Annotated in this window: 27 protein-coding genes; 4 read left to right on the forward strand and 23 right to left on the reverse strand. The window is 31.7% G+C overall.

The genetic code is table 11. From position 1 onward, the window contains the following. Positions 1 to 4 precede the first annotated feature (4 nt). The 23 genes from E5167_RS08750 to E5167_RS08845 form a co-directional block, all read right to left on the reverse strand. The gene (locus E5167_RS08750; RefSeq protein ID WP_136843136.1) at positions 5 to 406 is read right to left on the reverse strand and encodes a DUF5367 family protein; all 402 of its coding nucleotides are present in this window, start codon (positions 404 to 406) and stop codon (positions 5 to 7) included. A gap of 92 nt (positions 407 to 498) precedes the next feature. After that, positions 499 to 1353, reverse strand: a complete 855-nt coding sequence (locus E5167_RS08755) for a helix-turn-helix domain-containing protein (RefSeq protein ID WP_136843138.1) — start codon at positions 1351 to 1353, stop codon at positions 499 to 501. Positions 1354 to 1386: 33 nt separating this feature from the next. Then, positions 1387 to 1932 carry a DUF7010 family protein gene (locus E5167_RS08760; protein ID WP_136843140.1) on the reverse strand — a complete coding sequence of 182 codons (546 nt, stop codon included), beginning with the start codon at positions 1930 to 1932 and terminating at the stop codon, positions 1387 to 1389. Next, positions 1932 to 2501, reverse strand: coding sequence for a GNAT family N-acetyltransferase (locus E5167_RS08765; protein WP_136843142.1), 570 nt, complete (start codon positions 2499 to 2501; stop codon positions 1932 to 1934). Before E5167_RS08765 ends, E5167_RS08760 begins: the two co-directional genes overlap by 1 nt. Further along, on the reverse strand, positions 2498 to 3604 hold the full coding sequence (locus tag E5167_RS08770; RefSeq protein ID WP_136843144.1) for a serine hydrolase domain-containing protein: 1107 nt from the start codon (positions 3602 to 3604) through the stop codon (positions 2498 to 2500). The genes E5167_RS08765 and E5167_RS08770 overlap by 4 nt, the downstream gene beginning before the upstream one ends. 204 nt (positions 3605 to 3808) lie before the next feature. After that, on the reverse strand, positions 3809 to 4225 hold the full coding sequence (locus E5167_RS08775; protein WP_136843146.1) for an OsmC family protein: 417 nt from the start codon (positions 4223 to 4225) through the stop codon (positions 3809 to 3811). After that, positions 4222 to 4836 (reverse strand): pyridoxamine 5'-phosphate oxidase family protein, encoded by a 615-nt coding sequence (locus E5167_RS08780; protein ID WP_136843148.1) that lies wholly within the window; start codon positions 4834 to 4836, stop codon positions 4222 to 4224. The genes E5167_RS08775 and E5167_RS08780 overlap by 4 nt, the downstream gene beginning before the upstream one ends. Beyond that, positions 4833 to 5288, reverse strand: a complete 456-nt coding sequence (locus E5167_RS08785) for a nucleoside deaminase (RefSeq protein WP_136843150.1) — start codon at positions 5286 to 5288, stop codon at positions 4833 to 4835. Before E5167_RS08785 ends, E5167_RS08780 begins: the two co-directional genes overlap by 4 nt. Before the next feature lie 18 nt (positions 5289 to 5306). After that, positions 5307 to 5741, reverse strand: coding sequence for a DUF2938 domain-containing protein (locus tag E5167_RS08790; protein WP_136843152.1), 435 nt, complete (start codon positions 5739 to 5741; stop codon positions 5307 to 5309). 11 nt (positions 5742 to 5752) lie between these two features. Then, entirely contained in the window at positions 5753 to 5875 is a 123-nt protein-coding gene (locus E5167_RS15565; RefSeq protein ID WP_262709581.1) for a hypothetical protein, read from the reverse strand. Positions 5876 to 5888: 13 nt separating this feature from the next. Continuing rightward, complete coding sequence (locus E5167_RS15405) at positions 5889 to 6029, reverse strand: hypothetical protein (RefSeq protein WP_169301405.1); 141 nt, start codon at positions 6027 to 6029, stop codon at positions 5889 to 5891. 189 nt (positions 6030 to 6218) lie between these two features. Beyond that, positions 6219 to 6632 carry a nuclear transport factor 2 family protein gene (locus tag E5167_RS08795; RefSeq protein ID WP_136843154.1) on the reverse strand — a complete coding sequence of 138 codons (414 nt, stop codon included), beginning with the start codon at positions 6630 to 6632 and terminating at the stop codon, positions 6219 to 6221. A gap of 48 nt (positions 6633 to 6680) precedes the next feature. Next, on the reverse strand, positions 6681 to 7241 hold the full coding sequence (locus E5167_RS08800; RefSeq protein ID WP_136843156.1) for a TetR/AcrR family transcriptional regulator: 561 nt from the start codon (positions 7239 to 7241) through the stop codon (positions 6681 to 6683). Positions 7242 to 7486: 245 nt separating this feature from the next. Continuing rightward, entirely contained in the window at positions 7487 to 8092 is a 606-nt protein-coding gene (locus E5167_RS08805; protein ID WP_211242141.1) for a TolB-like translocation protein, read from the reverse strand. A 261-nt stretch (positions 8093 to 8353) separates the two neighbouring features. After that, complete coding sequence (locus E5167_RS08810; protein ID WP_136843160.1) at positions 8354 to 9211, reverse strand: alpha/beta fold hydrolase; 858 nt, start codon at positions 9209 to 9211, stop codon at positions 8354 to 8356. 29 nt (positions 9212 to 9240) lie between these two features. Continuing rightward, positions 9241 to 10203 (reverse strand): NAD(P)-dependent alcohol dehydrogenase, encoded by a 963-nt coding sequence (locus E5167_RS08815; protein ID WP_136843161.1) that lies wholly within the window; start codon positions 10201 to 10203, stop codon positions 9241 to 9243. A 93-nt stretch (positions 10204 to 10296) separates the two neighbouring features. Next, positions 10297 to 11151 carry a CPBP family intramembrane glutamic endopeptidase gene (locus E5167_RS08820; protein ID WP_136843164.1) on the reverse strand — a complete coding sequence of 285 codons (855 nt, stop codon included), beginning with the start codon at positions 11149 to 11151 and terminating at the stop codon, positions 10297 to 10299. 251 nt (positions 11152 to 11402) lie between these two features. Beyond that, complete coding sequence (locus E5167_RS08825) at positions 11403 to 12878, reverse strand: serine hydrolase domain-containing protein (RefSeq protein ID WP_136843166.1); 1476 nt, start codon at positions 12876 to 12878, stop codon at positions 11403 to 11405. 101 nt (positions 12879 to 12979) lie between these two features. Beyond that, the gene (locus E5167_RS15410) at positions 12980 to 13138 is read right to left on the reverse strand and encodes a hypothetical protein (protein WP_169301399.1); all 159 of its coding nucleotides are present in this window, start codon (positions 13136 to 13138) and stop codon (positions 12980 to 12982) included. 89 nt (positions 13139 to 13227) lie between these two features. Next, a complete protein-coding gene (locus E5167_RS08830; protein ID WP_136843168.1) occupies positions 13228 to 14625 on the reverse strand; it encodes an alpha/beta hydrolase family protein in 1398 nt (465 codons plus the stop codon). Between the two features lie 87 nt (positions 14626 to 14712). Next, positions 14713 to 15309 (reverse strand): hypothetical protein, encoded by a 597-nt coding sequence (locus E5167_RS08835; protein ID WP_136843169.1) that lies wholly within the window; start codon positions 15307 to 15309, stop codon positions 14713 to 14715. A gap of 7 nt (positions 15310 to 15316) precedes the next feature. Further along, on the reverse strand, positions 15317 to 15802 hold the full coding sequence (locus E5167_RS08840) for an RNA polymerase sigma factor (RefSeq protein WP_136843171.1): 486 nt from the start codon (positions 15800 to 15802) through the stop codon (positions 15317 to 15319). 233 nt (positions 15803 to 16035) lie between these two features. Next, positions 16036 to 17826 (reverse strand): tetratricopeptide repeat protein, encoded by a 1791-nt coding sequence (locus tag E5167_RS08845; RefSeq protein ID WP_136843173.1) that lies wholly within the window; start codon positions 17824 to 17826, stop codon positions 16036 to 16038. Between the two features lie 139 nt (positions 17827 to 17965). Between E5167_RS08845 and E5167_RS08850 the strand changes: the two genes are divergently transcribed. From E5167_RS08850 to E5167_RS08865, 4 genes are all read left to right on the forward strand, one after another. After that, complete coding sequence (locus E5167_RS08850) at positions 17966 to 18646, forward strand: DUF4386 domain-containing protein (RefSeq protein WP_136843175.1); 681 nt, start codon at positions 17966 to 17968, stop codon at positions 18644 to 18646. Positions 18647 to 18807: 161 nt separating this feature from the next. Further along, on the forward strand, positions 18808 to 19890 hold the full coding sequence (locus E5167_RS08855; RefSeq protein ID WP_136843177.1) for a serine hydrolase domain-containing protein: 1083 nt from the start codon (positions 18808 to 18810) through the stop codon (positions 19888 to 19890). A gap of 219 nt (positions 19891 to 20109) precedes the next feature. Continuing rightward, positions 20110 to 21606 (forward strand): serine hydrolase domain-containing protein, encoded by a 1497-nt coding sequence (locus E5167_RS08860; RefSeq protein ID WP_136843179.1) that lies wholly within the window; start codon positions 20110 to 20112, stop codon positions 21604 to 21606. A 40-nt stretch (positions 21607 to 21646) separates the two neighbouring features. Further along, positions 21647 to 21991 carry a 5-carboxymethyl-2-hydroxymuconate Delta-isomerase gene (locus E5167_RS08865; protein WP_136843181.1) on the forward strand — a complete coding sequence of 115 codons (345 nt, stop codon included), beginning with the start codon at positions 21647 to 21649 and terminating at the stop codon, positions 21989 to 21991. Positions 21992 to 22086: the final 95 nt, after the last annotated feature.

Genomic DNA, 22086 nt, shown 5'->3' on the forward strand with positions numbered 1-22086 from the left:
ATTTTTATTTTTTTTGTGAAATTGTGTGTATATATATACTAAAGTACCAGTACAAAGCAGCTATCATTAAGAATTCAAAAGCAATAATCCAGAAACTTAAAGAAGTAAAAAAATGATAATGATTTCCTCCATTAGGTATTATAAATACTGGAACAGTTATTAACGCATCTAAAACTGCAGCTGTTAACAGCATAGTTAGTCCAACCTTAAGTCCATGAGCTTTGTTGTTGCTTTTGTAATAATAAGAACACCCTAGCCATACTAATGGCATAACCACAACAAATAATACAATATTTGCTTGGGTGTCGGCATTCTCTAAAACAGGAACATAGTAAGATGTCATATAAAAAAGTATAGCAACAATCCAAATCGCTATACCAATTAAAATGGCTCGTTTTGTTTTCATGTCTTTTTAATTTAAAAGTTACATGACAAAACTATTTATATAAAGAACGTTTGGGTTGTTTTAAAAGAATTAAGATTTGTTCGAGAAGTAGTTTACTTGATTTGGCTTGGTCTATACCCAAATTTTTTTGCAAAGGCGTTGGAAAACGAACTTAAGCTATCGTAACCAACATGCCATGCAGCTTCTTGTACAGTTGCTTCTTGGTTTCGTATCATATTATGTGCCTTAGTGAGGCGCTCGTTTTGAAGGTATTTAAAAACTGGTACACCAAACAGTTCCTTAAAGTCTTTTTTAAGTTTAAAAGTATTGAGTCCTATTTCCTTTGAAAGTTCTGTTAAAGATGGAGGAGTATCTAAATTTTCGGAAAGAATTGCTTTTGCTTTAATTAATTTTTCGCGCTCTGACGTTTTTATTTTTTCAGTTTTCATTGTTGCCAACTGACCAAAAAAGTGAGATAACAATCCTGTAACCTGACTTCTAAAAAACATCATCTTAGTTTTTCCTTCATACTGAATGTTAAATATGGAGTCAACTATATTTTGCATTTCTGGTGTCATGTAAAATGCTGGTCCTTCAACATAATGATCGGAAGGGTTTACCAATTCGTTAAGCATTTCCCCAAACAGTTCACCTTCATCATTTGGCAATGCTTCAATAGCACTAATAGATGTTGCCACTACTAAACATTCTAATGGTTTTTCACTATCGATAGTGTGAACAAATTCAACGTTTTCATCGGCATAAAAAGATAAAGCTAAGCCTTTGGTATAATTAAAAGCTTTGCTTTTACTTCCGTATTTTACTGTTAAGTCAACATTTCCTGAGCCATAAAAAGCTACTGCTATAATAGGTTCATCAAAAAAACAAGAATCAATAGTTACTTCACTTGCTTTAGCTTCTTCAACTAAAATGATAAAATCATTAATATTAATAACATCTCTAGTCATGATCTTGTTTTAAATTTACTCACAAAAGTAAAATTATAGTTTTCTACTTTTTAAAATAATCATGGTTATAATGTATATAATCACAATTGCAAATGGTATTGCTACAAATTTATGTTCTGGTAACATATACCAAAGTAATAATATAGAAACCGTTCTTAAAACCGCATGGAATATACCAACCCAATGCTTAATAATCCATGAAAAAGGAATCCACATGGTTCCGGTTAAAATACCAACGGTTAAAGGTAATGAAGAATAGTCTAAAATAAAAAAAGGTATGGCAATTGAATAGATTAAAACCGATTGCAATACTGTAAATAGAAACAAACCATCAAATACATTTTTTGGTTTATCTTTATCAACAAATCGTTCTCCAGTAAATTTTGAAATAAATATAGCTAAATACGCAATACTTCCTGTTCCTAAAAACAATACCCAAACGGTTGTTCTCACAGGAAAAAAAAGTCCAGATAATCCAATAATTAACCAAACTGCTAAACCTGCAATAGGTGTTGCTAGAAATGGTCTTTTTGTAAACTCTGTTCGTTGCTCTTCTAGTGTTCTTTTAATTTCCTCCATTATTTATTATTTATCAAACCATAATACATTAAATCTATAATCTTACCTGATGTAGTTTTATAATCCATTCTTATGATTCCTTCTAATTCAAAACCACACTTTTCCGCAAGGGTTTGTGCTGCTTTATTAGAGTGATGGGTGCGCAGGTATATTTTTTTAAATTTAAAGTGATTAAAACTATAATCCAGAAAGGTTTTTATAGCTTTTGTAGTGATGCCCTTACCTGAAATTTTTTTATCTGTAAAACAACCTATTTCAGTTTTAGGGATGGTCCAATCTATGTTTTTAAGGTCAATAAACGCCATCAATTTATTTGTTGTATTATCAACCACAACAAAGGCAAAATACTGCTTTGATTCTTGCTTTTTAATTACTTCTTTTAAAAATACTCTTGTAGCTTCAATATTTTTGGTTTTTGAAACTATTCCTGCAAAAAAATCGTTAAGCCGCTCTCTATTTGTTTCAATTAAATTAAAAAATTCATCCAAGTCTTCTAAAACAAGTGGTCGTATTATGTAATTTTCAAATTCTAACATCCTATTTATAAGTGGTGTACAAAATATATTCATTGAATTAAATTATAAAAATCCTCCTCAAATGTTTTATAAGTTTCTTCGTACCTATTATTGCTCAAAATTAATAAGTATTCATTACTATCTGGCAAATAAATTGCAGAAGTTTTATACCCTGACCAGCTTCCGTTATGATATACCCACTTTCCTTTGCTTTGTGTCTCATATATTGCAAAACCATAACCATATTTTGGTGAAATAGTATCTACCGAAAACATTTGTGTTTTACCCTGTTTAGTTATTAAGATATTGTTGCGTAAGGCTTTTTTCCATTTTTCTAAATCTAGTATTGATGCATAAATGCCACGATCTCCAATAACACCATTTAACCATTTTATATGTTTATGGTTCTTGTCATTTTCAACTTTTTGATAGTTCTTTCTTTTCTTATTGTAGGTATAACCTTTGGCTGTATTGTTTAAAGATGCTGTGTGTTTTTCAATATTAAATACTCTTGCTGTCTTCATTCCAGCTGGTTTAAAAATGTTATTTGTAACATACGTTTTATAAGATTGCTTGCTTGCAGTTTCTATGATTAGCGCTAAAACTACATAACCTGTATTGTCATAGTCGTATTTACTTCCTGGAGCAAACATTAAATCTGGTTTAAGTTTTGCCAATACATTTAATACATCTTGGTTGGTCGCCATTTTTTTTCTGTTCCATATTTTTTTATCGTAAAATAGTTTTTGATAATCGGGAAGCCCAGATTGATGACGCAACAAATGCTCAATTGTAATGTTTTTATAAGGAAATTTAGGAATGACTTTACTAACCTTAGTTTTATAATCAATAAGCCCTTTTTCTACTAATTGCACTATTGCTAAAGCTGTAAACTGCTTTGACAATGAAGCTAATTCAAAAACAGTAGAATCGTTAAGTGGCTTTTTTGATGAAAAATCACTAAAACCATAATTTCCAGTAAATACAATAGAATTATTTTTAGAATAAAGCACATTTCCATTAAAACCTTTAGAAGCATGTACTAAAGCCAAACTGTCTATTTGCTTAGCTATTTGAGCATTTACTATAATTGAAAACAAAGCGAAACTTATACATAGATACTTTGTTTTTAGTGTTTGATTAATAGTTTTTTTCATGATATAAATAATTTTACAAATTAATTTGTACTTAATTGTTCTCGCTTTATAAGGTTTCCATTTATAATGATGCCGCTTATATTATCATATGCTTCAATAGTTTTCAATGGTTTTTTATCAAGTATTATAAGGTTTGCTTGCAATTTTCTTTTTTTTATGGCTTCTATGGCATTCACTTTTTAATATTATTTAACTGGTCAATTTTTAACTATTTATATATTCTATACAATATTTAATTGGATTGTTTTTTCTAAGCATAGCGTTTACACCGCAATACTTTTCTTGTGATAATTCTATAGCCTTTTTTGCTTTTTCCTTATCAATGTTAGCTCCATAAAGTTTGTATATAATTCTTATATACGAATATACTTTTGGGTGTTCGTCTGTAAGATCTGCTTCTATGTCTATTTCAAAGTTTGTAAAATCTACGCGCATTTTGTTTAGAAGAGATACAACATCCATTCCTGTACAACCAGCTAACGCTGAAAGAAGTAGTTTTTTGGGACTTGGTCCAGAATCGTTTCCTAAGGGTTGTTTAGCATCTATTATAAATTTATGGCTGTCTATTTCACTTTCAAAAGCCATACTATCTTTCCAAATTGTTTTTACTTGATGTTTCATAATGTGATAGTTTTAGAATTGCTTATGTTTTTAATAATGGTTTCTAACTCATTTATTTTTTGATTTAAAGGCTGTGTTATTTTTTCAATATCTTCAGCTGTAAAACGTTGTTTTATATGTTGTCTGCAATTCATATCCCAAGCTTTTACCTTAAAGATTATGGCTCTTTCAACTCGTGCTTTATAAAAATTATCAGTAAGTAACTCTATAATGTTTCTATCATTGGAAATTTTAGCAGTTCCCCAAATTTTTATTCTGGATTGACTTGGGTAATGCATTAAAAAAATGGTAGCTTTATCATTCTCACTTAAATTACCTACAGATATGTATTGCATATTTCCAGAGAAATCTGCAAAGCCCAAATGTTCATCATCTATGGCCTTTAAAAATCCTTTATCTCCTCCACGGTGTTGTATATAGGGTTGTCCCTCGCTATTGGAAGTTCCAAAATAAAACGAATCAATTTTACTTAAAAACGCTTTTAAATCTGGTGTTACCTCTGTATTCCATGCTCCATATTTTTCCATTCTGGAGTAATTGTTACGAGAGCCTTTTTCTTTTTGAATTTTTTTTACAGAAGGTGTAAATACTATGTCGCTAGGATATTTCATTTGTCTTTTAATAATTTATATGTTTTTGAAAGGTTAAGGCATTCGTTTTCCATAACACCTCCTATTATTTCGGGTGCTTCTTTCCATGTAGGAATACTATTAGTCTCCAATATTTTAAAGCTTGAACTAAAGCCTCCAACGTATTTTGATTTTATACCATAAACAATAGTTTTAATACTGTGATGTCTTATAACATAAGAACACATTATACATGGCTCATGAGTTGTGTAAAGAGTAGCCTCGTTTAATGACTGATGATTAATTAAAGCGTCTTTAATGGCTTCAATCTCTGCATGTTTAGTTACATCGTTTGAGGATTTTCCTGCTTCTTTACCAATGCCAATAATAGTATTGTTTTTTACAACTATCGATCCAACTGGCGGATTACCACTAAGCATTGCCTCTTTACCTAAGTCAATACACTTTTTCATGAACTGTATATGTGTTCTCATATTATTCTCGCTATTAATTTACTTTACCTTTATAGTTTTTACTTGAGGGATACTAGCATGAATTAAAAATATCAATGGGACTGCAAATGCTAAATGCCTAAAAATGGTTATTAAAGGCATCATTGGAGACAACTTTGTTCCTGCAATACCTGCTCCTAAAAGTGGGAACATAAAAAGCCATACAACAACTATGGTTTGGCATATCATAAAAACAATTGGCCGCAACCATTTTGGTCCCCAAAGTGAAGGTGCTATTCCTGCAAACAATATTGCTAAGAATACTCCATTACTATAATGAACTAAAACACCATAGACTAAACCTAATCCAGTTTTTTCTCCTAAAATACTAGGAATATCCCACCATTTACCTGTAAAAAATAATCCTGCGATATCAAAAAAAACTGTTCCAATAATACCTGCTATTATTGCGTATTTCCAATTGATAGTTTTCATCTGTTCATGTATTAAACTCTATTAATACTTGAGGTTTGTCTTTTAAAATGCCTCCTCACTCTTTTACTTGCATTGGCTATTTCAAGTTTTCGATAGTTAAATGCATTTTTGTTGATTGTAATTGATGTTTTCATGTTTCTTGTTTTTTTATTTAGTCCTTGCTAAAGCTTCCCAATACCCAATAAAAGCTGTTGGTTTTCTATATTTTCTTTTAACTCTTCCAAAGCTGTTATCCCTGACAATTTTTAAAAAAGATGAAGCTGTTGTATTTGGATTATTTGTTTTCATAATTATTCTTTCATGATTATTAATGAGGCAAAGGTTGCTCACTAAAACATAATTAGCTTGTTGTCAAAGAATAAAGATTTGTTCGAGAAGGAATCCCTTTTTAAATTATGAAGTATAAAACTCGAACAAATCAAACCAACTAACTAAAAATTTATCTTTATAGCTCTTATTGTTGTATTGTTTTTTTAATTACCATTTAAATTTTCTTTGTGCTTCGTTTATTTTAACATCGTTGGCACTCATATCTCTTACTCTCATTAATCCATCATCATCAAATTCCCAATGTTCATTTCCATGAGTTCTATACCATTGATTTTGGTTTTGATCTAACCATTCGTATTCAAACCTAACAGATATTCTATTGTCGGTGAAAGACCATAAATACTTTTTTAGTTTATAGTTTTGTTCTGATTCCCATTTTTTTTCTAAAAATTCTTTAATGGCCTTTCTTCCAGTAAAAAATTGATCTCTATTTCGCCATTTCGAGTCTATAGAATATGCCATAGATACTTTTTCGGGATTCATGCTATTCCAAGCATCTTCTGCTGCTTGGACCTTAGCTTTGGCTGTTTCCAATGTAAAAGGAGGTGCTAATTTTTTCATGCTTACTATTTATGTACAGACAGGTCTGTTTGTTATTAATTAAAAAAATTAAGCTAATAATTTAGCACAGGCATTTTTTGCTACTTTTATAGGCCATTCATCTTTTTGTATTTGAGATAAAATAATAGCTCCTTCAATAAGTATTAAAACTTCGTCTCCTAATTGTTCGGCTTCAATGTCTGTGTATTCGTTTTCATCTTTTAATAGCTTATGAATCCAATCTCTAACATCGTTTTTATGATGCACAGCTTGATTTCTAACTTTTTCATGACTATCAGGTAAATCTGTAATAATATTTTGCCATCCACAGCCTCTAAAATTCACCTCTTTTAGCCATTCCATTAAGTAATCAAAACATCCTATTACCTTACCTTTTGGTGTATTTTGAATAGACACACATTCCTTTAGTTTTCCCATCCACATAGTGTGTCTTGCAGTTAAGTAAGCTACAGCGATATCTTCCTTAGATCTAAAGTGTTGATACATGCTTGCTTTTGCTACTCCAGCTTCTGATATAATTTGATTTATACCTGTTTGATTATATCCTTGGTTATAAAACAAATCTGAGGCTGTTGCAATTATTCTTTCTCTTACTCCTAATTTTTTCATACAGCAAATATATAATGAAATATTTAAAAACAGACAAGTCTGTATCTTTTTAATTTTTTATTAACATTTAGTTTTTTAAAAAAAAGTTTACTATAATCCTTAAGCGGAAAAATTGTTGTTGGATTTGGTGTTTTCATAGTACTAAAATATGCATTTATTTACAATCCTTATTAAGTGCCTAAACCAACACAACACCAGCATAAAAATCGCCTGCTCCATTACTACGTATATCTATATCCATTTGCTTATTTTGGTTTGAGCACCTCTATGAATTGTGCATCTACCCAGAATATATCTGCTTTGTCACCACCATAAGATCTATGAAAGAAAAAGTACTTTCCATCTGGTGATACACTTCCATAAGCATCTTCAAACTCGGTGTTTATTTTGTCACCCAAGTTAATTGAAGGTTCCCATGAATCATCCTCTTGACGAAAAGAAATGTACAAGTCAGAACTACCATATCCGTTTTCTCTTTGATCATCCCATATAATATAAGATTCGTCTGGAGCAATAAAAGGATGTGCGTTCCAATTACCAATGTCTTTAATTTCTACAGTTTTAGGTTTTTCATAGATGCCATTTATTAGTCTTGAATAACGAAGAGGACCTGTTTCGCTGGCTTCATCAAAATAATACGTTCCATTAGATGACGCTGTAAGACACATAATGCGAAAGTCTTTGAAAGGCGCATCAAGATGTTTCACCTCAGACCATCCAGAAGTGGTTCTTTGCCTATATGTTTTCCCTAAGTGCATCGTTTTGCCATCTGGCGAAATAAATGGCTCTCCTGATTTTGGCGCTATAATAGATTCTGTCCATCGGTCATTTTTGTATTGAACAACAACCAAGGTGTTATTTTTATAATCGCCTCCTCTTCTACGGAAATAAAACTCTTCTAGATTAGGTGCAAATGTTACTTCTGCTTCTCTATACTCTGTTTGAATAATATCTGGAGCAAATAATTCTGGGATTAAACCTGGAGGATTCTGGCTAAGATACGTTTCTTTTTTACTTAATGAGTCGTTAGTTTTTGTAGTATTTTCACTGATCTTACAAGCAATAAAAGAACATGCAAATACAATTATTAAAAAAATATTTTTTTTATTTTATTATTCGTTTTTAGTTAGTATTATGTTTTCTATTTTATTAAAATTTGTTGCATTTGGTACATGTTTAGAGCCTTCTAACAATATGACTTCTTCTAAAGAAGGAAATATCCGCTTTGCTCTTTTTATCATTTTTTTTCCTGGAAACATAATGTCTTTTACACAAGCAAAAATGGTGATTGGGGCTTTTATACTTTTTGCGCTATCCCTACTTATTATTGGTAACGGTGAAAAATCCATATCGCAATGCTGAAACGTAGCCGACATGTATGTTAGAGCAAAGTCATCATATTCAGAAAAAAGCGCATTCATTACTTTTTTAATATATGCTTGATTATTTGTTTTAATGAATTTTTTTAACGGTAAAAACATTTTGAATAAACCTACTAGAGGATTCCCATTAACAATATACACAGGTGCTATTAAGAATGCTTGCTTTATAGGTGTTTCATTAAACTCCAATGCTTTTAGACTAATAAAACCGCCAAATGAAAAACCTACGAGGGTTACTTCTTTGAGTCTTAGTTTTATAATGACTTCTATAAGCCATTTTCCATAATCTAAAGATTTCATATCTAATCTATTCTCAGCGCTTTTGTTAGGTTGTGCCAATACATCTATGGTATATACACAGTATTTTGAAGATAAGCTTGGAAACGATTCTAAAATTTGTGATGCACAACCTCCTGTGCCATGAATAAGCATAAGTGGTGGAAGTTTAGGGTCTCCTGTAATAACAAGATTAGTAGCTCCAAATTTTGTTTCGATTAGCTTTTCTGAATAATCAATACCCAGTGCTTTTAGTTTTTGATTGTAAAGTTTAAGGATTGTTTCCTTGCCCTCTTGTGTTTTAAAAAACATATAGTGTTCGTTTTTTGATTGATGATGATTTATGGATTGATGATTGCCAAATTGCCTATTTTATGGCCTGTTTCTAGGTATTTATGGGCGTCTGCTATATTCTCTAACTTGTAAGTTTTATCTATAATAGTAATTAGTTTCCCTTTTTTAAAAAATGTGGTTAACTCTGTTAGCAACCCTTTCAATTCTTCTTGCTTCCTGATGCCTGTGGCTGAAAACTTTACTTTTTTTGGCATTATAATAGAGCGCCATAATACCTTAAAACTTAACACAGGCGTTATAAAAACACCTTGATTGTACAATACCTTTTCACATTTTCTATAGGATGATTTACCAACCGAATCGTAAATTACATCATAGAAGTCTCCTTGCTTTGTAAAATCCTGCATCTTATAATCTATGACATGATCTGCTCCTAACGATGTTACTAAATCTATATTTTTGGTACTACAAACTCCAGTGACCTTTGCTCCCATTACTTTTGCTAGTTGCACTGCAGCTGTCCCTAAGCTACCTGAGGCTCCATTTACTAAAATATACTGCCCTTTTTTTAAGTTGCCAATATCTTTTAAAAAGCTATACGAGGTTAAAAATCCGTCACAAATTGGTGCTGCTTGCTCATGGGTTATGTTGTTTGGTTTTTTTTCGATAATACCATCCTCAGGCACACATATATATTCAGCATTAGTACCATTACTAAATAGTTTTTCTCCAAAAACTTCATCAGCTACTTTAAATTTTGTGATTTGTGAACCTATAGCCTCTACAACACCTGAAAACCCAGTACCCAAACTAGTGTTTTTAGGTTTTAAAAGTCCTAAAAACAATCTGCCAAACTTAGGTTTTCCTTGACGCATCATCGTTTCTGCCCTAGTTACTGATGATGCTTTAATTTTTACCAATACTTCATTAGGCTTTGGTGTTGGTTTTTTTATATCAATAACCTGAATAACATCTGGTGAACCATATTGTGTATAAACTGCCGCTTTCATAGTTGCTATTATTTACTGCAAAGTTGAAGATTATTGAGGTTTTAAACGTTCGAGTTTATAAAATAGAACTTATTAACAGATAATACGTGTAAACTATATATTCTCTTTAACTGCTTTCCTCCAATAGTAAATACCAAAGGCAAAAGTTACAATTGCAAACATAATTCCGTTTTCTCCCAACCAATGCTCACTTCCTTCAACTTGCTCCGTTAACGGTGGTAATATTTTCTGCACATACACATTACTAACAGCATGAAAAATAACAGCTGGCCACAAACTGTTGGACTTAAACGTATAATATGTCATAATAAATGACATAGAAATTATAACAATAAAGAACGTTATAAATTCCAATAGCACATTATTACTATAATAAACCAATAGCGGCCAATGCCATGCAGCCCAAATAATTCCGCTAAAAACAGACACGCCAGCAAAGGAAAGTACCTTTCTCAATTCATAGATAAAAAACCCTCGCCACCCAATTTCTTCGCCTAAGGTGGTTGCTGAGGCCCTTATTACTTCTACAGTGCCCAATAAAATAACACCTATAATGGTTATTGCCGTTGGATTTAAGGTCCCTATCCCAAACAAGCCAAGTTCTTTTCCCCAATCAGTGATGGTTTCGCTATTTGCTATATTTCCAAATCCTAATGCCCAAATAAGCACATAGGTAATAATGCCATATAAGGCAGGGATAACATACGACATTCGTATATATTTCCATTTTCCCCACTGCCAATTTAAAGATGATATTTTACGCCTTCTTAGTTTTAATGTAATAAATGCCGCTATTGCAGGACACCACATAATGGCTCCAACATAGATCCGTGAAGGATATAAGTTAACAATGGCATAATGTAAAGGAGATGTAAGGGCTATTATGAGTGCAAGAAATAAAAAAATTGATTTCCAAGCGTCTTTTTTATTTGGTATTGAATTACTCATAAAGTATTGTTTTAATTTATATTACACATATTGCAAACTCCTGTACATCAAAAATACTTGAAAGCTAAATAGCAAAGGTTCTATTTTCTAAATCAGAACTATTTTCAATTATGAAAAAAATCGTGATAAATGAATGTTGGTTTGAACAAACCAAATAGAAAATTAGCGAGTTGCAATGCTTAGGGATTTATAAAAAGCCTATAACTAACAATAAACAAAATCATTCAAGGTTAACAATAATTGTATTCATACTAGTCATTACCTAGCAATTCGTTTAATACTTTTTTAGATCCTTCACTACCTAATTCAACCGCTTTTGTATAACTCTTTATGGCATCTTGTTTTTGATTGTATTTTAAATACGCTTCACCCAATGAGTCCCATAAATTACCATCTTGAGGAAATAATTTTACATTAAGTTTAAACAGTTCTAATGCCCACCCAGGTTGGTCTTCTTTTTTTAACCTGCTGTATCCTAACCTGTTTAAAACAGCATGGTCACTGAACTCATTCTTAAGTTCTTTCTTTAAAAAATCTGGTAATTTTTCTGCATTTGTAGATGGATTGGTTTTCATGAATGCATGTATTAACTCATAAATATTTCTAGGAATTGGAGTTGCATTATAATTGGTGTCAAAAATCATCTTACCAATTTTTCTAGCCACGTTTTCTGATTCTGGTCCTAAAAACGCATTTGTAATGTATATAACGACCACATCATCGTCTGTAAATCTTACAAAATCTGCAAAATACAATCCGTTACTACCATTATGAGCAACTATTTTGGTGTCTCTATTACTTTTGGATATGGCCCATCCATAACCATAATACGATGTCATGTTATCATTTTCAGTCACATACGCGGTTTCTTGTATGTCTCTAGTTTTTGATGTTAACACAACGTTGTTTTTTAAAGCAACATGCCATTTGTATAAATCTTCAATAGTAGAGTGAATGTCGCCTTTGCCTATGCTATACCAATGATTGTCATTATAAGGTAGATGCTGTTGGGTTGTTCCCCAATCTGTCCATTTTTCATCATCTCTGTTATAATAGTATCCATGTGCGAGCCGCTCTGTATTAAAGGTGATGCTTTTATACCCTGTGCTTGTCATCTGTGCAGGTTCAAATAAATATTCCTTTAGAAAAGTATTATAGGTTTGTCCTGAAACCGACTCCAATATAACCGTTAACATAATGTAATTGGCATTTGCATATTGGTAGGTTGTGCCAGGTTTAGACTGCAATGTGGACTCGAAAAATTCTTTTAAAAACTGCTCCTTGCTGGCTTCATTGTATCTAAAACCTCCTGTTCTATTAGAAATTCCAGACGTGTGTGTTAGTAATTGATGAATGGTAATATCCTTTTTATCACTAGGTGTCTGAGTAAAATATGAACTGATTTTATCGGATGTTTTTATTTTACCTTGCTCCACAAGTTTTAAAACAGCGGATGCAGTAAATTGTTTGGTTATAGAACCAATATTAAAAACGGTTGCTGGGGAGTTAGGTATTTTATTTTCCCTATCTGCCCAACCGTATCCTTTAGATAAAATAACCGCTCCCTTTTTAGCAACTAAAACAACTCCAGAAAAGCCATTTGTTACACTTGCTTCTAAATAAGAGTCTATCTTATTGAAAAGTTTTTTATCGGTATTTTGAGAAAAAGCGCTTAACGTTGAAAACGCTATGAAAGTAAAAAATACTATTTTAATTGATGATTTCATTTTTTGATTGATTGATGTTAAATAAGTCTGTGTATTGTATAAAATGTTACAGTTTTTTAAATTATTGTCTTTAAACAATATACATATTTTAAAATTAGATTTTAGGATTTATTGTTGGTTGAACCATATTCTAAAGCTGCACCTATAGCAATTCCTAAAACAAACCACAATTGTATATTTGAGGTTACATAACCTACAATAGTCCCTAGTATAATTCCTATGCCTAATCTGACTCCCTTTTTATTTTTTTTTGTTTTCATTTTTTCCATTGTTGATATTATTAATTGATTTATGATAAAATTACAATAGCTACATATATTAAAAGTCCTATTTTATAAATCCGAACGACTTAATTGATATGCTCTAAAACCCAGCTCGAAATTTCTTTTAATGCTATTGGGGAAAATGTCTGTTCAATCTTTCTATACTCATCCATCTTTCCTGTGTCGCATTCTTGAAAAAAGTGGTTTAAGTTTTCTAATTCAAGTATTTTGTAATCTTTGTTGCCACCTTTAATCAAAGCTTGACGTATGCCATTTTGATTTATTTTGGCATTCACTTGCGTGTCTTTACTTCCATTTAAAGACAACACAGGAATTTGCAATTTTTCGATTTCATCAGCTGGGTTGTACTGTAAAAAATAACGAGACCAAGGTTTTATACTTGTGTTTACCTGATTATCTATAAACGCATTGATATTTTTTTCAGGCACGTTTAAATCTTTTAAAATGGGTCTTAAAAAATCATTATAGTGTGCTGTCAATTCTGTTTTAATTTCTTGTTCACTTTTATTAGAAGTAACAATAGCGATGGCTTTTCTTGCGTTTCCCTCATATGCTTTCTCATCTTTCACTGGAAACTGACGTAATGTTTTAGACTGCATTACCGATAATTCTGTCCCTGAAATTCCAGTAGAAGCAAGCAACACCATATAAGCAACATCGTTAGAGTTATTAGCTGCTAAGGGTGCAATAATACCACCTTCACTATGACCAATTAACCCAATATTCTTTTTATCTATATCTTTTCTAGTTTTTAAATAGGCGATGGCGCTCATTACATCTTTAGAAAAATCCTCTGTGGTTGCACTACCAAAGTCTCCTGTAGATGCTCCTTGACCACGATCATCAAAGCGCAATACACCAATGCCTTGTTTGGTTAGGTGATCTGCCAACACTAAAAAGGGCTTGTGTCCCATAAAGGTTTCATCTCGGTCTTGTGGACCACTTCCGCTAATTAAAATGACTACTGGAAATGTCCCGTTTTTATTGGGTAAGGTTAAGGTACCAGCTAAGGTTATATTGGCTTCCTTATTTGGGAATACAACCTCTTCTTCATAATAAGGATAAGGTTTTACAGGTTCTTGAGGTCTGCGTTGGTCTGCTATCTCCACAGCACCTTTTTTTAAATTTAGTGCCATTTCTATGCCTCCTTCTTTATACATTCCTTCAAATTGTTGCAATTCATTATTGAAGTCTGCCACATAAGACATCCCAACGTTTGAACCATCAATTTGTAACGTTCCGTTTGTAAATGTAGTTGCTGAAGGTTTTATACCCGAAATCCTAAAGGTAGGTACGTTCATTACCGCTGAATAGTTAGCACCTTCTTGTTTGATGTTAAACACAAACGTGATTTCCTTATCGCTTCTTTTGGCTTTTCCGCTCCAATCTCCTGAAATATTTTGAGAAAATAAGCTTACTATGGATAGTATAAATACAATTGTAAATGTTGAAATAGTTTTCATTTTAGGTTGTTTTTTTCTTGTCGAAAATGATTCGACTATTAAATTTTAAATAATATGGATTTGTTTGTAATTAAATAATGAATAGGATTACTCCTCTAATTCCTTTAGTATATCGTTAGCTGAATCTGCTGCTTTTTTATATTTTTTTAATACCCATACAGAGAAAATATATAAAACACCAATACCTGAAGGAACTAGCCAGTTGAGTTTTTCTGTCATTGTAAAAACATCGATGCCTTTCATAATTTTTCCAAATGTAATGACAGCAAGTATCAATACTATAAAGCTCGTATAAAAGCTTGTTTTTTGCAGACGCATAAACTTAGCTTTTTCTTTGGCGTAATTTACTAACGACTCTTTATAAGTGCTTTTGGAAACATCTATAGCCTTCATCTTTTTAATTGATTTTAATGAAAGTATAGGCAATAGTAAACAAGCAACTATTGTGAGTACTCCAGTAAGTTGTAAATACCAAACATCTAGTAAGTTAAAATTACTTATCAGGTAAATAACAGCAGCAAAACATATAAACGCACTTATGGTTTCTGGTATAGAGATACTACGCATTCTATTGTCATAACGTTCTTTAGTCATATCGAGAATTAGTTGGTCGGTCAATATTTTTTGTTGGTCAACTTTTTGACTCATATCTTCCCAAAGGGATTTCATTTCTTCTAGTTCCATTCTTGTTTTATTTCTTAATTTGAGATTTTAATTTTTGTTTAATTCTAGCTAAACGTGTTCCAATATTGGTTTTAGTAAACCCAGTAATTGCAGCTATGTCATCATAGTTTTTTCCTTCTAAATGAAGCAGTATGATTCCTTTTTCCACAATACTGAGTTTTTTTATTTGCGCATATAAAAATGTAATTCGCTCTTCCATCACGGTATCAACTGGATCTATTTTATTAAAAAGAACATTGTCTATAGATACTCGCGTTCCTTTTCTTTTTTCTTTTTTTAAATTGCTAATAGCCGTATTTAATGCAACACGATACATCCAAGTACTAATTTTTGAATTGGCTTTAAAAGAAGGGTACGATTTCCAAAGTTGATATACTATGTCTTGATATACATCTTTTTGATCTTCGGCACTATTGGTATAAAGCCTTGCAACTTTATAAATAATACCTTCGTTCTCCTTTATATGTTGAATAAATTCCTCTTTTGTATGCATTTAAAGATTAATTACATGCTATTAGTATTTGAAGTACTCAAAAAATCACAAAATAATGGTTTTTATTTTTAAAACCTATTTAAAATACTGATTATCAATGATTTATTTTATTTTTAAAAAACTAAAAACTAATACGCAAACAGTTTATTGTATTGATAATTCAATTTTATGAGGTAAAATTAATTGTAAACTCTAGAACAAAAATCCCATTTTATAAATCAGAACTAGTTCTTTCAGTTAGATTTAGATTTAAGGAAAGCATTAGGCGTTATGCCCTCTATTTTCTTGAAGAAGGTATTAAACACCGTTTTAGAATTAAAACCACTATCGTAAGCTACAGCCATAATGGTTAAGCCTTTATTTTCATCTAAAAGAACACGCTCTTTAAATTCCATAACCCTAAAGGTATTGACATATTCAGAGAAGTTTTTTTGAAAGCCTAGGTTTAATAATTGCGACACGTAATTGGTAGGCAGTTCGAGATAAGATGCCAAATCCTTTAGTGATAAATCAGGATTTAAGTACAATTTATAATCCATCATGATCTGTTCTAATTCTTTACTATACTTTTTAATTTCGCTAGGATCCAGTAAGGCTTGTTTGTACTTTTTTTTCTGCTTGTAATTTACATTATCTGTAATTGCCTTAAGCATAATGTCTTTAAAGCGTTTGTGGTTTTTTATTGGCTTTATAATGGGCTCAACATTTAACAATATAACTAAAGGCAAATGGTTTTTAAAAGCCTGTTCTACAAAATCTATTGCTTTATCGTAGTTACCCAATAATACGTTTACTAAAATTAAAAAGTTAAACGCCTTATCTATGTTATTTGATTGCAAATAGGTTTCAAGCTCAACCATTTTTTCATGGCATTTTTCAATAGCATTTGTTTTGGCATAGCACATTGCCAATCCACCCAATTGGGTTAAATCGCTTACCGGAACCCCCTTTAAACTTTTATAGTAATTAATGGCTGCTTCGTGTTTCCCTGTGAACAACAAACATTCGCCAATATATAATGGCGGAAAAGGTAAATCAGGATTTAACTCTAAAGCCTTTTGTAAGTATGGTATGGCTTTGTCATACTGTTCCTGTAGATAAAACAAAAACCCTCTATAATGATGATTCATAGCCGAAAAAGGGTCTAACTGTAAGGCTTTATCTAAATAATTATGCGCCGAATCCAATTTACCTTCAACCGTTAAATAATTGGAAATAGTCAAGTAAATATCATCGGCTGGTTGTATCTCTAAAGCATTATTTGCGTGTTCGTACGCTTTTTTTATATCCCAGTGTTGCCAGCATGCTATCCACGATAAATTTAATTGAACCCTAGATGAATTTAAATCGATTGCAATTGCCTTTTCAAGAAAAGGCTGTGCTTTCGTAAAGGCTTCATGAGCAGGCAACAAGCCTAATGTGCCCATATAGGCATAGCTTTGGTTAATATCTAAATATGGGTTGATGAAGTTAGGCACTTTTTCAATAACCGCTTTTAAAATAGCAATGCCTTTAAGTGAGTTATCAACATCCAACTTCATGATGTAATACCTCCCTTTTAGATAGTCTCTGTAAATAGGTATTGGTACATCAATAGGATCTACCAGCTTTTCTTCTATTTCAAGATGCCCAATATGCTCACGTAATTTTTCAGCAATAAAAAGGCTCACCTCATCTTGCACTTTAAAAATATCGTCAGGATTTCTATCAAACGTTTCGGACCAAAAGTGAAAATCGTCCAGCGTATCAATCATCTGTACCGTAATACGCATTGTATTTTTAGACACCCTTACACTGCCTTCAATAAAGGTCGCTACGTTTAGCTTTTCCCTTACCTCTTTGGCTGTTACCTTTTTGTTTTTAAAGTAAAACGACGAGGTACGCGAGGTTACCAATAACTCCTTAATTTTTGCAAGTGCATTGATAATTTCTTCGGTCAATCCATCACAAAAGTATTCGTTCTCTATACTAGAACTCATATTGACAAACGGAAGCACTGCTATGGATTTTGGTGAAAGTTGCAAGAATTAAATGTTATTTAATAGTATGACGCAATACTGACTTTTTTGTTTCAACGTTAAATATATAACTTCAATAAATCTTAACCAAAGTCAATGAAATTAAAATGATACCACCCTACTTTTGTTTTTATAATATGGACAGATGAAACGAATCGCAAAAACTTCCGGTATTGCTTATCTAATGATTTTTATAGCTGGGTTTTACGCCAATTTTTATGCCGTAGAAAGCTTGATTGACTTAGAGAATGCTAATGCGACCATTGCAAATTTAACTCAAAACTCATCGCAGTTTATGTATGGCATTATTGGGTTTGTTGTGATGTTGGTTTTTGATTTGTTATTAGTGTGGTCTTTACACATATTGCTAAAAAAAGTAAACAAGAACATCTCATTAACAGCTTCTACCCTACGGTTTATTAATGTGCTGTTTTTTTGTGCAGCACTTTTAAACTTATTTGAAGTATATCAAATAATGCATGACCAGAACTTAAACATACAAGCTATTGAAACGCAGCAAAACATCATGTCTCTGTTAAAAAACTTTAATCAAATATGGATTATCGGTTTAATGATTTTTGGAGTGCATCTCGCATTTTTAGGCTATTTAATTTTTAAATCCAATAACATTCCCAAATCTATAGGACTATTGTTATTTATTGCAGCATTAGGTTATGTAATTGATGGGATTGCAAATTTTATGATGCCTAACTATGCTGATTATAAAGACATTTTTGCCATAATCGTTATTATGCCAGCAGTTATTGGAGAGTTTTCTTTTACTATTTGGCTGTTGATTAAAGGGTTTAAAAAACAATTGGCATGATAAAATGCAAAAACCATGTAACCAAACCATAATCTTTACAGTCGTAATCATAATCAGGTTGGTTTTCTTAAGGTATCTTAAGATTATTAATAAGCTAACCAACTAATTTTGATTAAATAACAAGAACATCAAATTAAAAATCAATCAAAAAAACCGAAATCATGAAATTAATATTCTTAAAACAAAGCCTATCTTTTATCATCATCGCTTTGGTGATGCAATACACATATTCTCAAACTTTAGAGACTCAAATAGATAGTATCATAACCATCGTTTTTAATGATAAGGAAGGTCCTGGAGGGGTGTTTTTGGTTGCAAAACACGGAAAACCTATTTACAAAAAAGCTTTTGGCAAAGCCAATATGGAGCTAGGTGTTAACATGACCCCTGAAAACGTTTTTCAAATAGGGTCTATGACCAAGCAGTTTACATCTCTAGGTATTTTAATGCTTCAGGAACAAAACAAACTAGATGTTAATGATGCTATTGTTAAGTATATCCCTGACTATCCTAATGGTGAACACATTACCATTCATCACTTACTAACGCATACGTCTGGAATTAAAGATTTCACTAAAATGAAATCGATTATGAGTATTGCAAGAAAAGACTTGACACCTAAAGAGTTGGTAGATTTTTTTAAAGACGAACCTATAGACTTTCAACCTGGTGAAAAATTTGCTTATAACAATTCTGGTTATGTAGTATTAGGATATATTATAGAATTGGTTTCTGGAACCACTTATGAAGAATTTATAGAGCAGAATATTTTTAAAGCCATTGGAATGAATGATTCTCGCTATGCCAATGATAGAGAGATTGTTAAAAATAGAGCTTATGGTTACCATAATAGAGGAGCGTTTACAAACAAAATGTATGTGAGTTTAAGTATTCCGTATGCTTCTGGTTCTTTAATGTCAACGGTTGACGATATGTTGAAATGGCAAGAAGCTATTAATAATAATCTGTTAGTTTCTCAAAGTACAATTGATAAAGTATTTAGTAAAAATACATTAAACAATGGAGAGCAATTTACCTATGGGTATGGTTGGCATTTAAAGAATATTGATGAAGTACCAACAAGAGAACATGGTGGAAGCATTTTTGGTTTTAAATCGATGGGCGTTTATGTACCGAGTTTAGATATTTATGTAGTGGGCTTTAGCAATTGCGATTGTAATTCGCCAACTATAACTACAAAAAACATAGCAAAATTAATGATTGATACATTCAAAAAAAATTAAACATAAATTTAGAAGGTTATGTAAAAAAAGAAATGATGTACACTACTAAAAGGTCTTGTAGGTGTTAAGGTTATAATATAACTTAAAAAAACAGTGACTTCTTTTCGAACAAAGGTTTATCCGTTTGAAACAAAGAATATTTTTATCAATAACATAATTTTGTAACACACTAATGTTGTAATGTACTTATGGTACATCAATCAAAAATCAATCAAAATCATGAAAAAAATTTTATTTGCTACGGTTTTCTTTCTTCAATTGGTGTTAGGAACTACTATTGCAGTTGCTCAAAACACAACAACCAATAAACTAAAAACAAGAATTGACACCTACTTAACCAACAATGTCACCAACGGGTATTCGGCATCCGTATTGGTTGCAAAAAAAGGGAACATTATTTTATCGAAAGGTTATGGCTGGTCTGATCGGCAAAAAAAAATCCTCAATACACCCACAACCGTTTTTAATATAGGCTCTGTAACCAAGCAATTTACAGCTGCTGCCATTTTAAAGTTGATAGAACAAGGAAAACTAAACCTATCAGATAAAATAAGTGCATTTTATAAAGAGGTTCCTACTGATAAAAAAGATATTTCCATACATCAATTACTCACGCATACCTCAGGCGTTTCTGTAAGAACAGGTGGCTTTAGGTATGATGAAGCAAGTAAAGACCAGTTTTTAAAAGTGTTTTTTGAAGCTAAATTATGGGCTAAACCAGGAACAAAGCACCAATATGCGAATGCTAATTATATTTTACTTGCTGATATCATCGAAAAAGTGTCCAATAAAGATTATACTGCCTTTTTAAAGGAAACTTTTTGGGAACCACTTAAAATGAACCATACAGGCTATAAAAGCATTGCTTTTAACAGTGAGCAACTTGCTCATGGATTTTACTTTAATTATACCGATGGCATTTGGAAAGATTGGGGCACTACTCAAGAACACTTACCCAGTAACAACAACCATTGGTATAGTATAGGAAAAGGAGATATCCACGCAACGGTACAGGACCTTTATACATGGCACAGAGCGTTGCAAAACAACTCGGTGTTAAGTGCTAAATCCAAGGAACTATTAGAAACACCACATGTGGCTGAAAATGAATCAGGAAGTTCGCATTATGCGTACGGTTGGGCTACATTTAAAACCAAATCAGGTAAAAAAGTAGTGTGGCACAATGGTAGTAATGGTATTTATTTTTCAAACTTTGTACGCTTTACAGAAGATGATACTGTGATTATAGTATTATCAAACACTATTTTAAATAGTGATTCTGAGAATGTTGCCTGGGAAATTGGAAAAATGATATCTGACCCTGATTATACGCCTGAGCCTGTAACTAAGTTATCCTACGAGTTGGTTTATGATTTTATGAATAGTAATACACCTGATAAAGTAGAAAAACTGCCAGATTTTTTAAACGAACATTTGCGTACAAAATTTAGTGATAAAGCTGTTTTTAACCGAATTGGATTTAAACGTATAGCAAAAGAAAAAGAGCCATCTTGGGGATTGGAACTGCTAAAATTAAATACACAGCTATTTCCAACCGATGGTAATTTATGGGACTCTTTAGGTGAAGGTTATTTAACATATAACATAAAAGATAAAGCTATAAATGCTTTTAAAAAGGCATTAGAATTACAACCAGAAGATAATTGTCATTGGTGCAAAAACGCAACAGAAAAACTAAAATTGCTTAAACAGTAAGTAGCAACTAAAAATACGTCTAACTAATATATACATAATTATGCCACATTTTGTAATCGATTGCTCAGAGCAGATCATCAAATTAAAGACACCAGAACATATCATGCAAAACGTGTATGATATAGCAAAATCAACCGGATTATTTACTGCTGAAGATATAAAAGTAAGAATTAATCCTTTTCAATACTATAATACAGGGAATACTAAAGATGATTTTATCCATGTGTTTGCTAACATCATGCAAGGTCGAAATACCGAACAAAAATCAAACCTATCAAAACAAATTGTAACAGAGCTAAAAGCCATGTTTCCTCAAGTGCCAATTATATCAATAAACATAAGGGATTTCGAAAAAGCAACCTATTGTAATAAAACTATGGTTTAAACCCATAAGCAAGCATAAAAAAATACTAAATCAATAGAACATATTATAAATAATGCTTACAAAATAGCTGAATCATCAGGAATTTATATGGCATT

The sequence above is a fragment of the Pontimicrobium aquaticum genome (assembly GCF_005047595.1).
GTDB classification, from domain to species: Bacteria; Bacteroidota; Bacteroidia; order Flavobacteriales; family Flavobacteriaceae; genus Pontimicrobium; species Pontimicrobium aquaticum.

Bases quoted from the DNA above. Each gene is read 5' to 3' on its own strand.
- E5167_RS08830 (WP_136843168.1), bottom strand. From the start codon at position 14,625: ATGAAAACTATTTCAACATTTACAATTGTATTTATACTATCCATAGTA.
- E5167_RS08820 (WP_136843164.1), bottom strand. From the start codon at position 11,151: ATGAGTAATTCAATACCAAATAAAAAAGACGCTTGGAAATCAATTTTT.
- E5167_RS08860 (WP_136843179.1), top strand. From the start codon at position 20,110: ATGAAAAAAATTTTATTTGCTACGGTTTTCTTTCTTCAATTGGTGTTA.
- E5167_RS15405 (WP_169301405.1), bottom strand. From the start codon at position 6,029: ATGAAAACAAATAATCCAAATACAACAGCTTCATCTTTTTTAAAAATT.
- E5167_RS08850 (WP_136843175.1), top strand. From the start codon at position 17,966: ATGAAACGAATCGCAAAAACTTCCGGTATTGCTTATCTAATGATTTTT.
- E5167_RS08780 (WP_136843148.1), bottom strand. From the start codon at position 4,836: ATGAAATATCCTAGCGACATAGTATTTACACCTTCTGTAAAAAAAATT.
- E5167_RS08815 (WP_136843161.1), bottom strand. From the start codon at position 10,203: ATGAAAGCGGCAGTTTATACACAATATGGTTCACCAGATGTTATTCAG.
- E5167_RS08795 (WP_136843154.1), bottom strand. From the start codon at position 6,632: ATGAAAAAATTAGCACCTCCTTTTACATTGGAAACAGCCAAAGCTAAG.
- E5167_RS08785 (WP_136843150.1), bottom strand. From the start codon at position 5,288: ATGAGAACACATATACAGTTCATGAAAAAGTGTATTGACTTAGGTAAA.
- E5167_RS15410 (WP_169301399.1), bottom strand. From the start codon at position 13,138: ATGAAAACAAAAAAAAATAAAAAGGGAGTCAGATTAGGCATAGGAATT.
- E5167_RS08750 (WP_136843136.1), bottom strand. From the start codon at position 406: ATGAAAACAAAACGAGCCATTTTAATTGGTATAGCGATTTGGATTGTT.
- E5167_RS08825 (WP_136843166.1), bottom strand. From the start codon at position 12,878: ATGAAATCATCAATTAAAATAGTATTTTTTACTTTCATAGCGTTTTCA.
- E5167_RS08760 (WP_136843140.1), bottom strand. From the start codon at position 1,932: ATGGAGGAAATTAAAAGAACACTAGAAGAGCAACGAACAGAGTTTACA.
- E5167_RS08835 (WP_136843169.1), bottom strand. From the start codon at position 15,309: ATGGAACTAGAAGAAATGAAATCCCTTTGGGAAGATATGAGTCAAAAA.
- E5167_RS08765 (WP_136843142.1), bottom strand. From the start codon at position 2,501: ATGAATATATTTTGTACACCACTTATAAATAGGATGTTAGAATTTGAA.
- E5167_RS08855 (WP_136843177.1), top strand. From the start codon at position 18,808: ATGAAATTAATATTCTTAAAACAAAGCCTATCTTTTATCATCATCGCT.
- E5167_RS08775 (WP_136843146.1), bottom strand. From the start codon at position 4,225: ATGAAACATCAAGTAAAAACAATTTGGAAAGATAGTATGGCTTTTGAA.
- E5167_RS08770 (WP_136843144.1), bottom strand. From the start codon at position 3,604: ATGAAAAAAACTATTAATCAAACACTAAAAACAAAGTATCTATGTATA.
- E5167_RS08865 (WP_136843181.1), top strand. From the start codon at position 21,647: ATGCCACATTTTGTAATCGATTGCTCAGAGCAGATCATCAAATTAAAG.
- E5167_RS08840 (WP_136843171.1), bottom strand. From the start codon at position 15,802: ATGCATACAAAAGAGGAATTTATTCAACATATAAAGGAGAACGAAGGT.
- E5167_RS15565 (WP_262709581.1), bottom strand. From the start codon at position 5,875: ATGAAAACATCAATTACAATCAACAAAAATGCATTTAACTATCGAAAA.
- E5167_RS08790 (WP_136843152.1), bottom strand. From the start codon at position 5,741: ATGAAAACTATCAATTGGAAATACGCAATAATAGCAGGTATTATTGGA.
- E5167_RS08755 (WP_136843138.1), bottom strand. From the start codon at position 1,353: ATGACTAGAGATGTTATTAATATTAATGATTTTATCATTTTAGTTGAA.
- E5167_RS08810 (WP_136843160.1), bottom strand. From the start codon at position 9,211: ATGTTTTTTAAAACACAAGAGGGCAAGGAAACAATCCTTAAACTTTAC.
- E5167_RS08800 (WP_136843156.1), bottom strand. From the start codon at position 7,241: ATGAAAAAATTAGGAGTAAGAGAAAGAATAATTGCAACAGCCTCAGAT.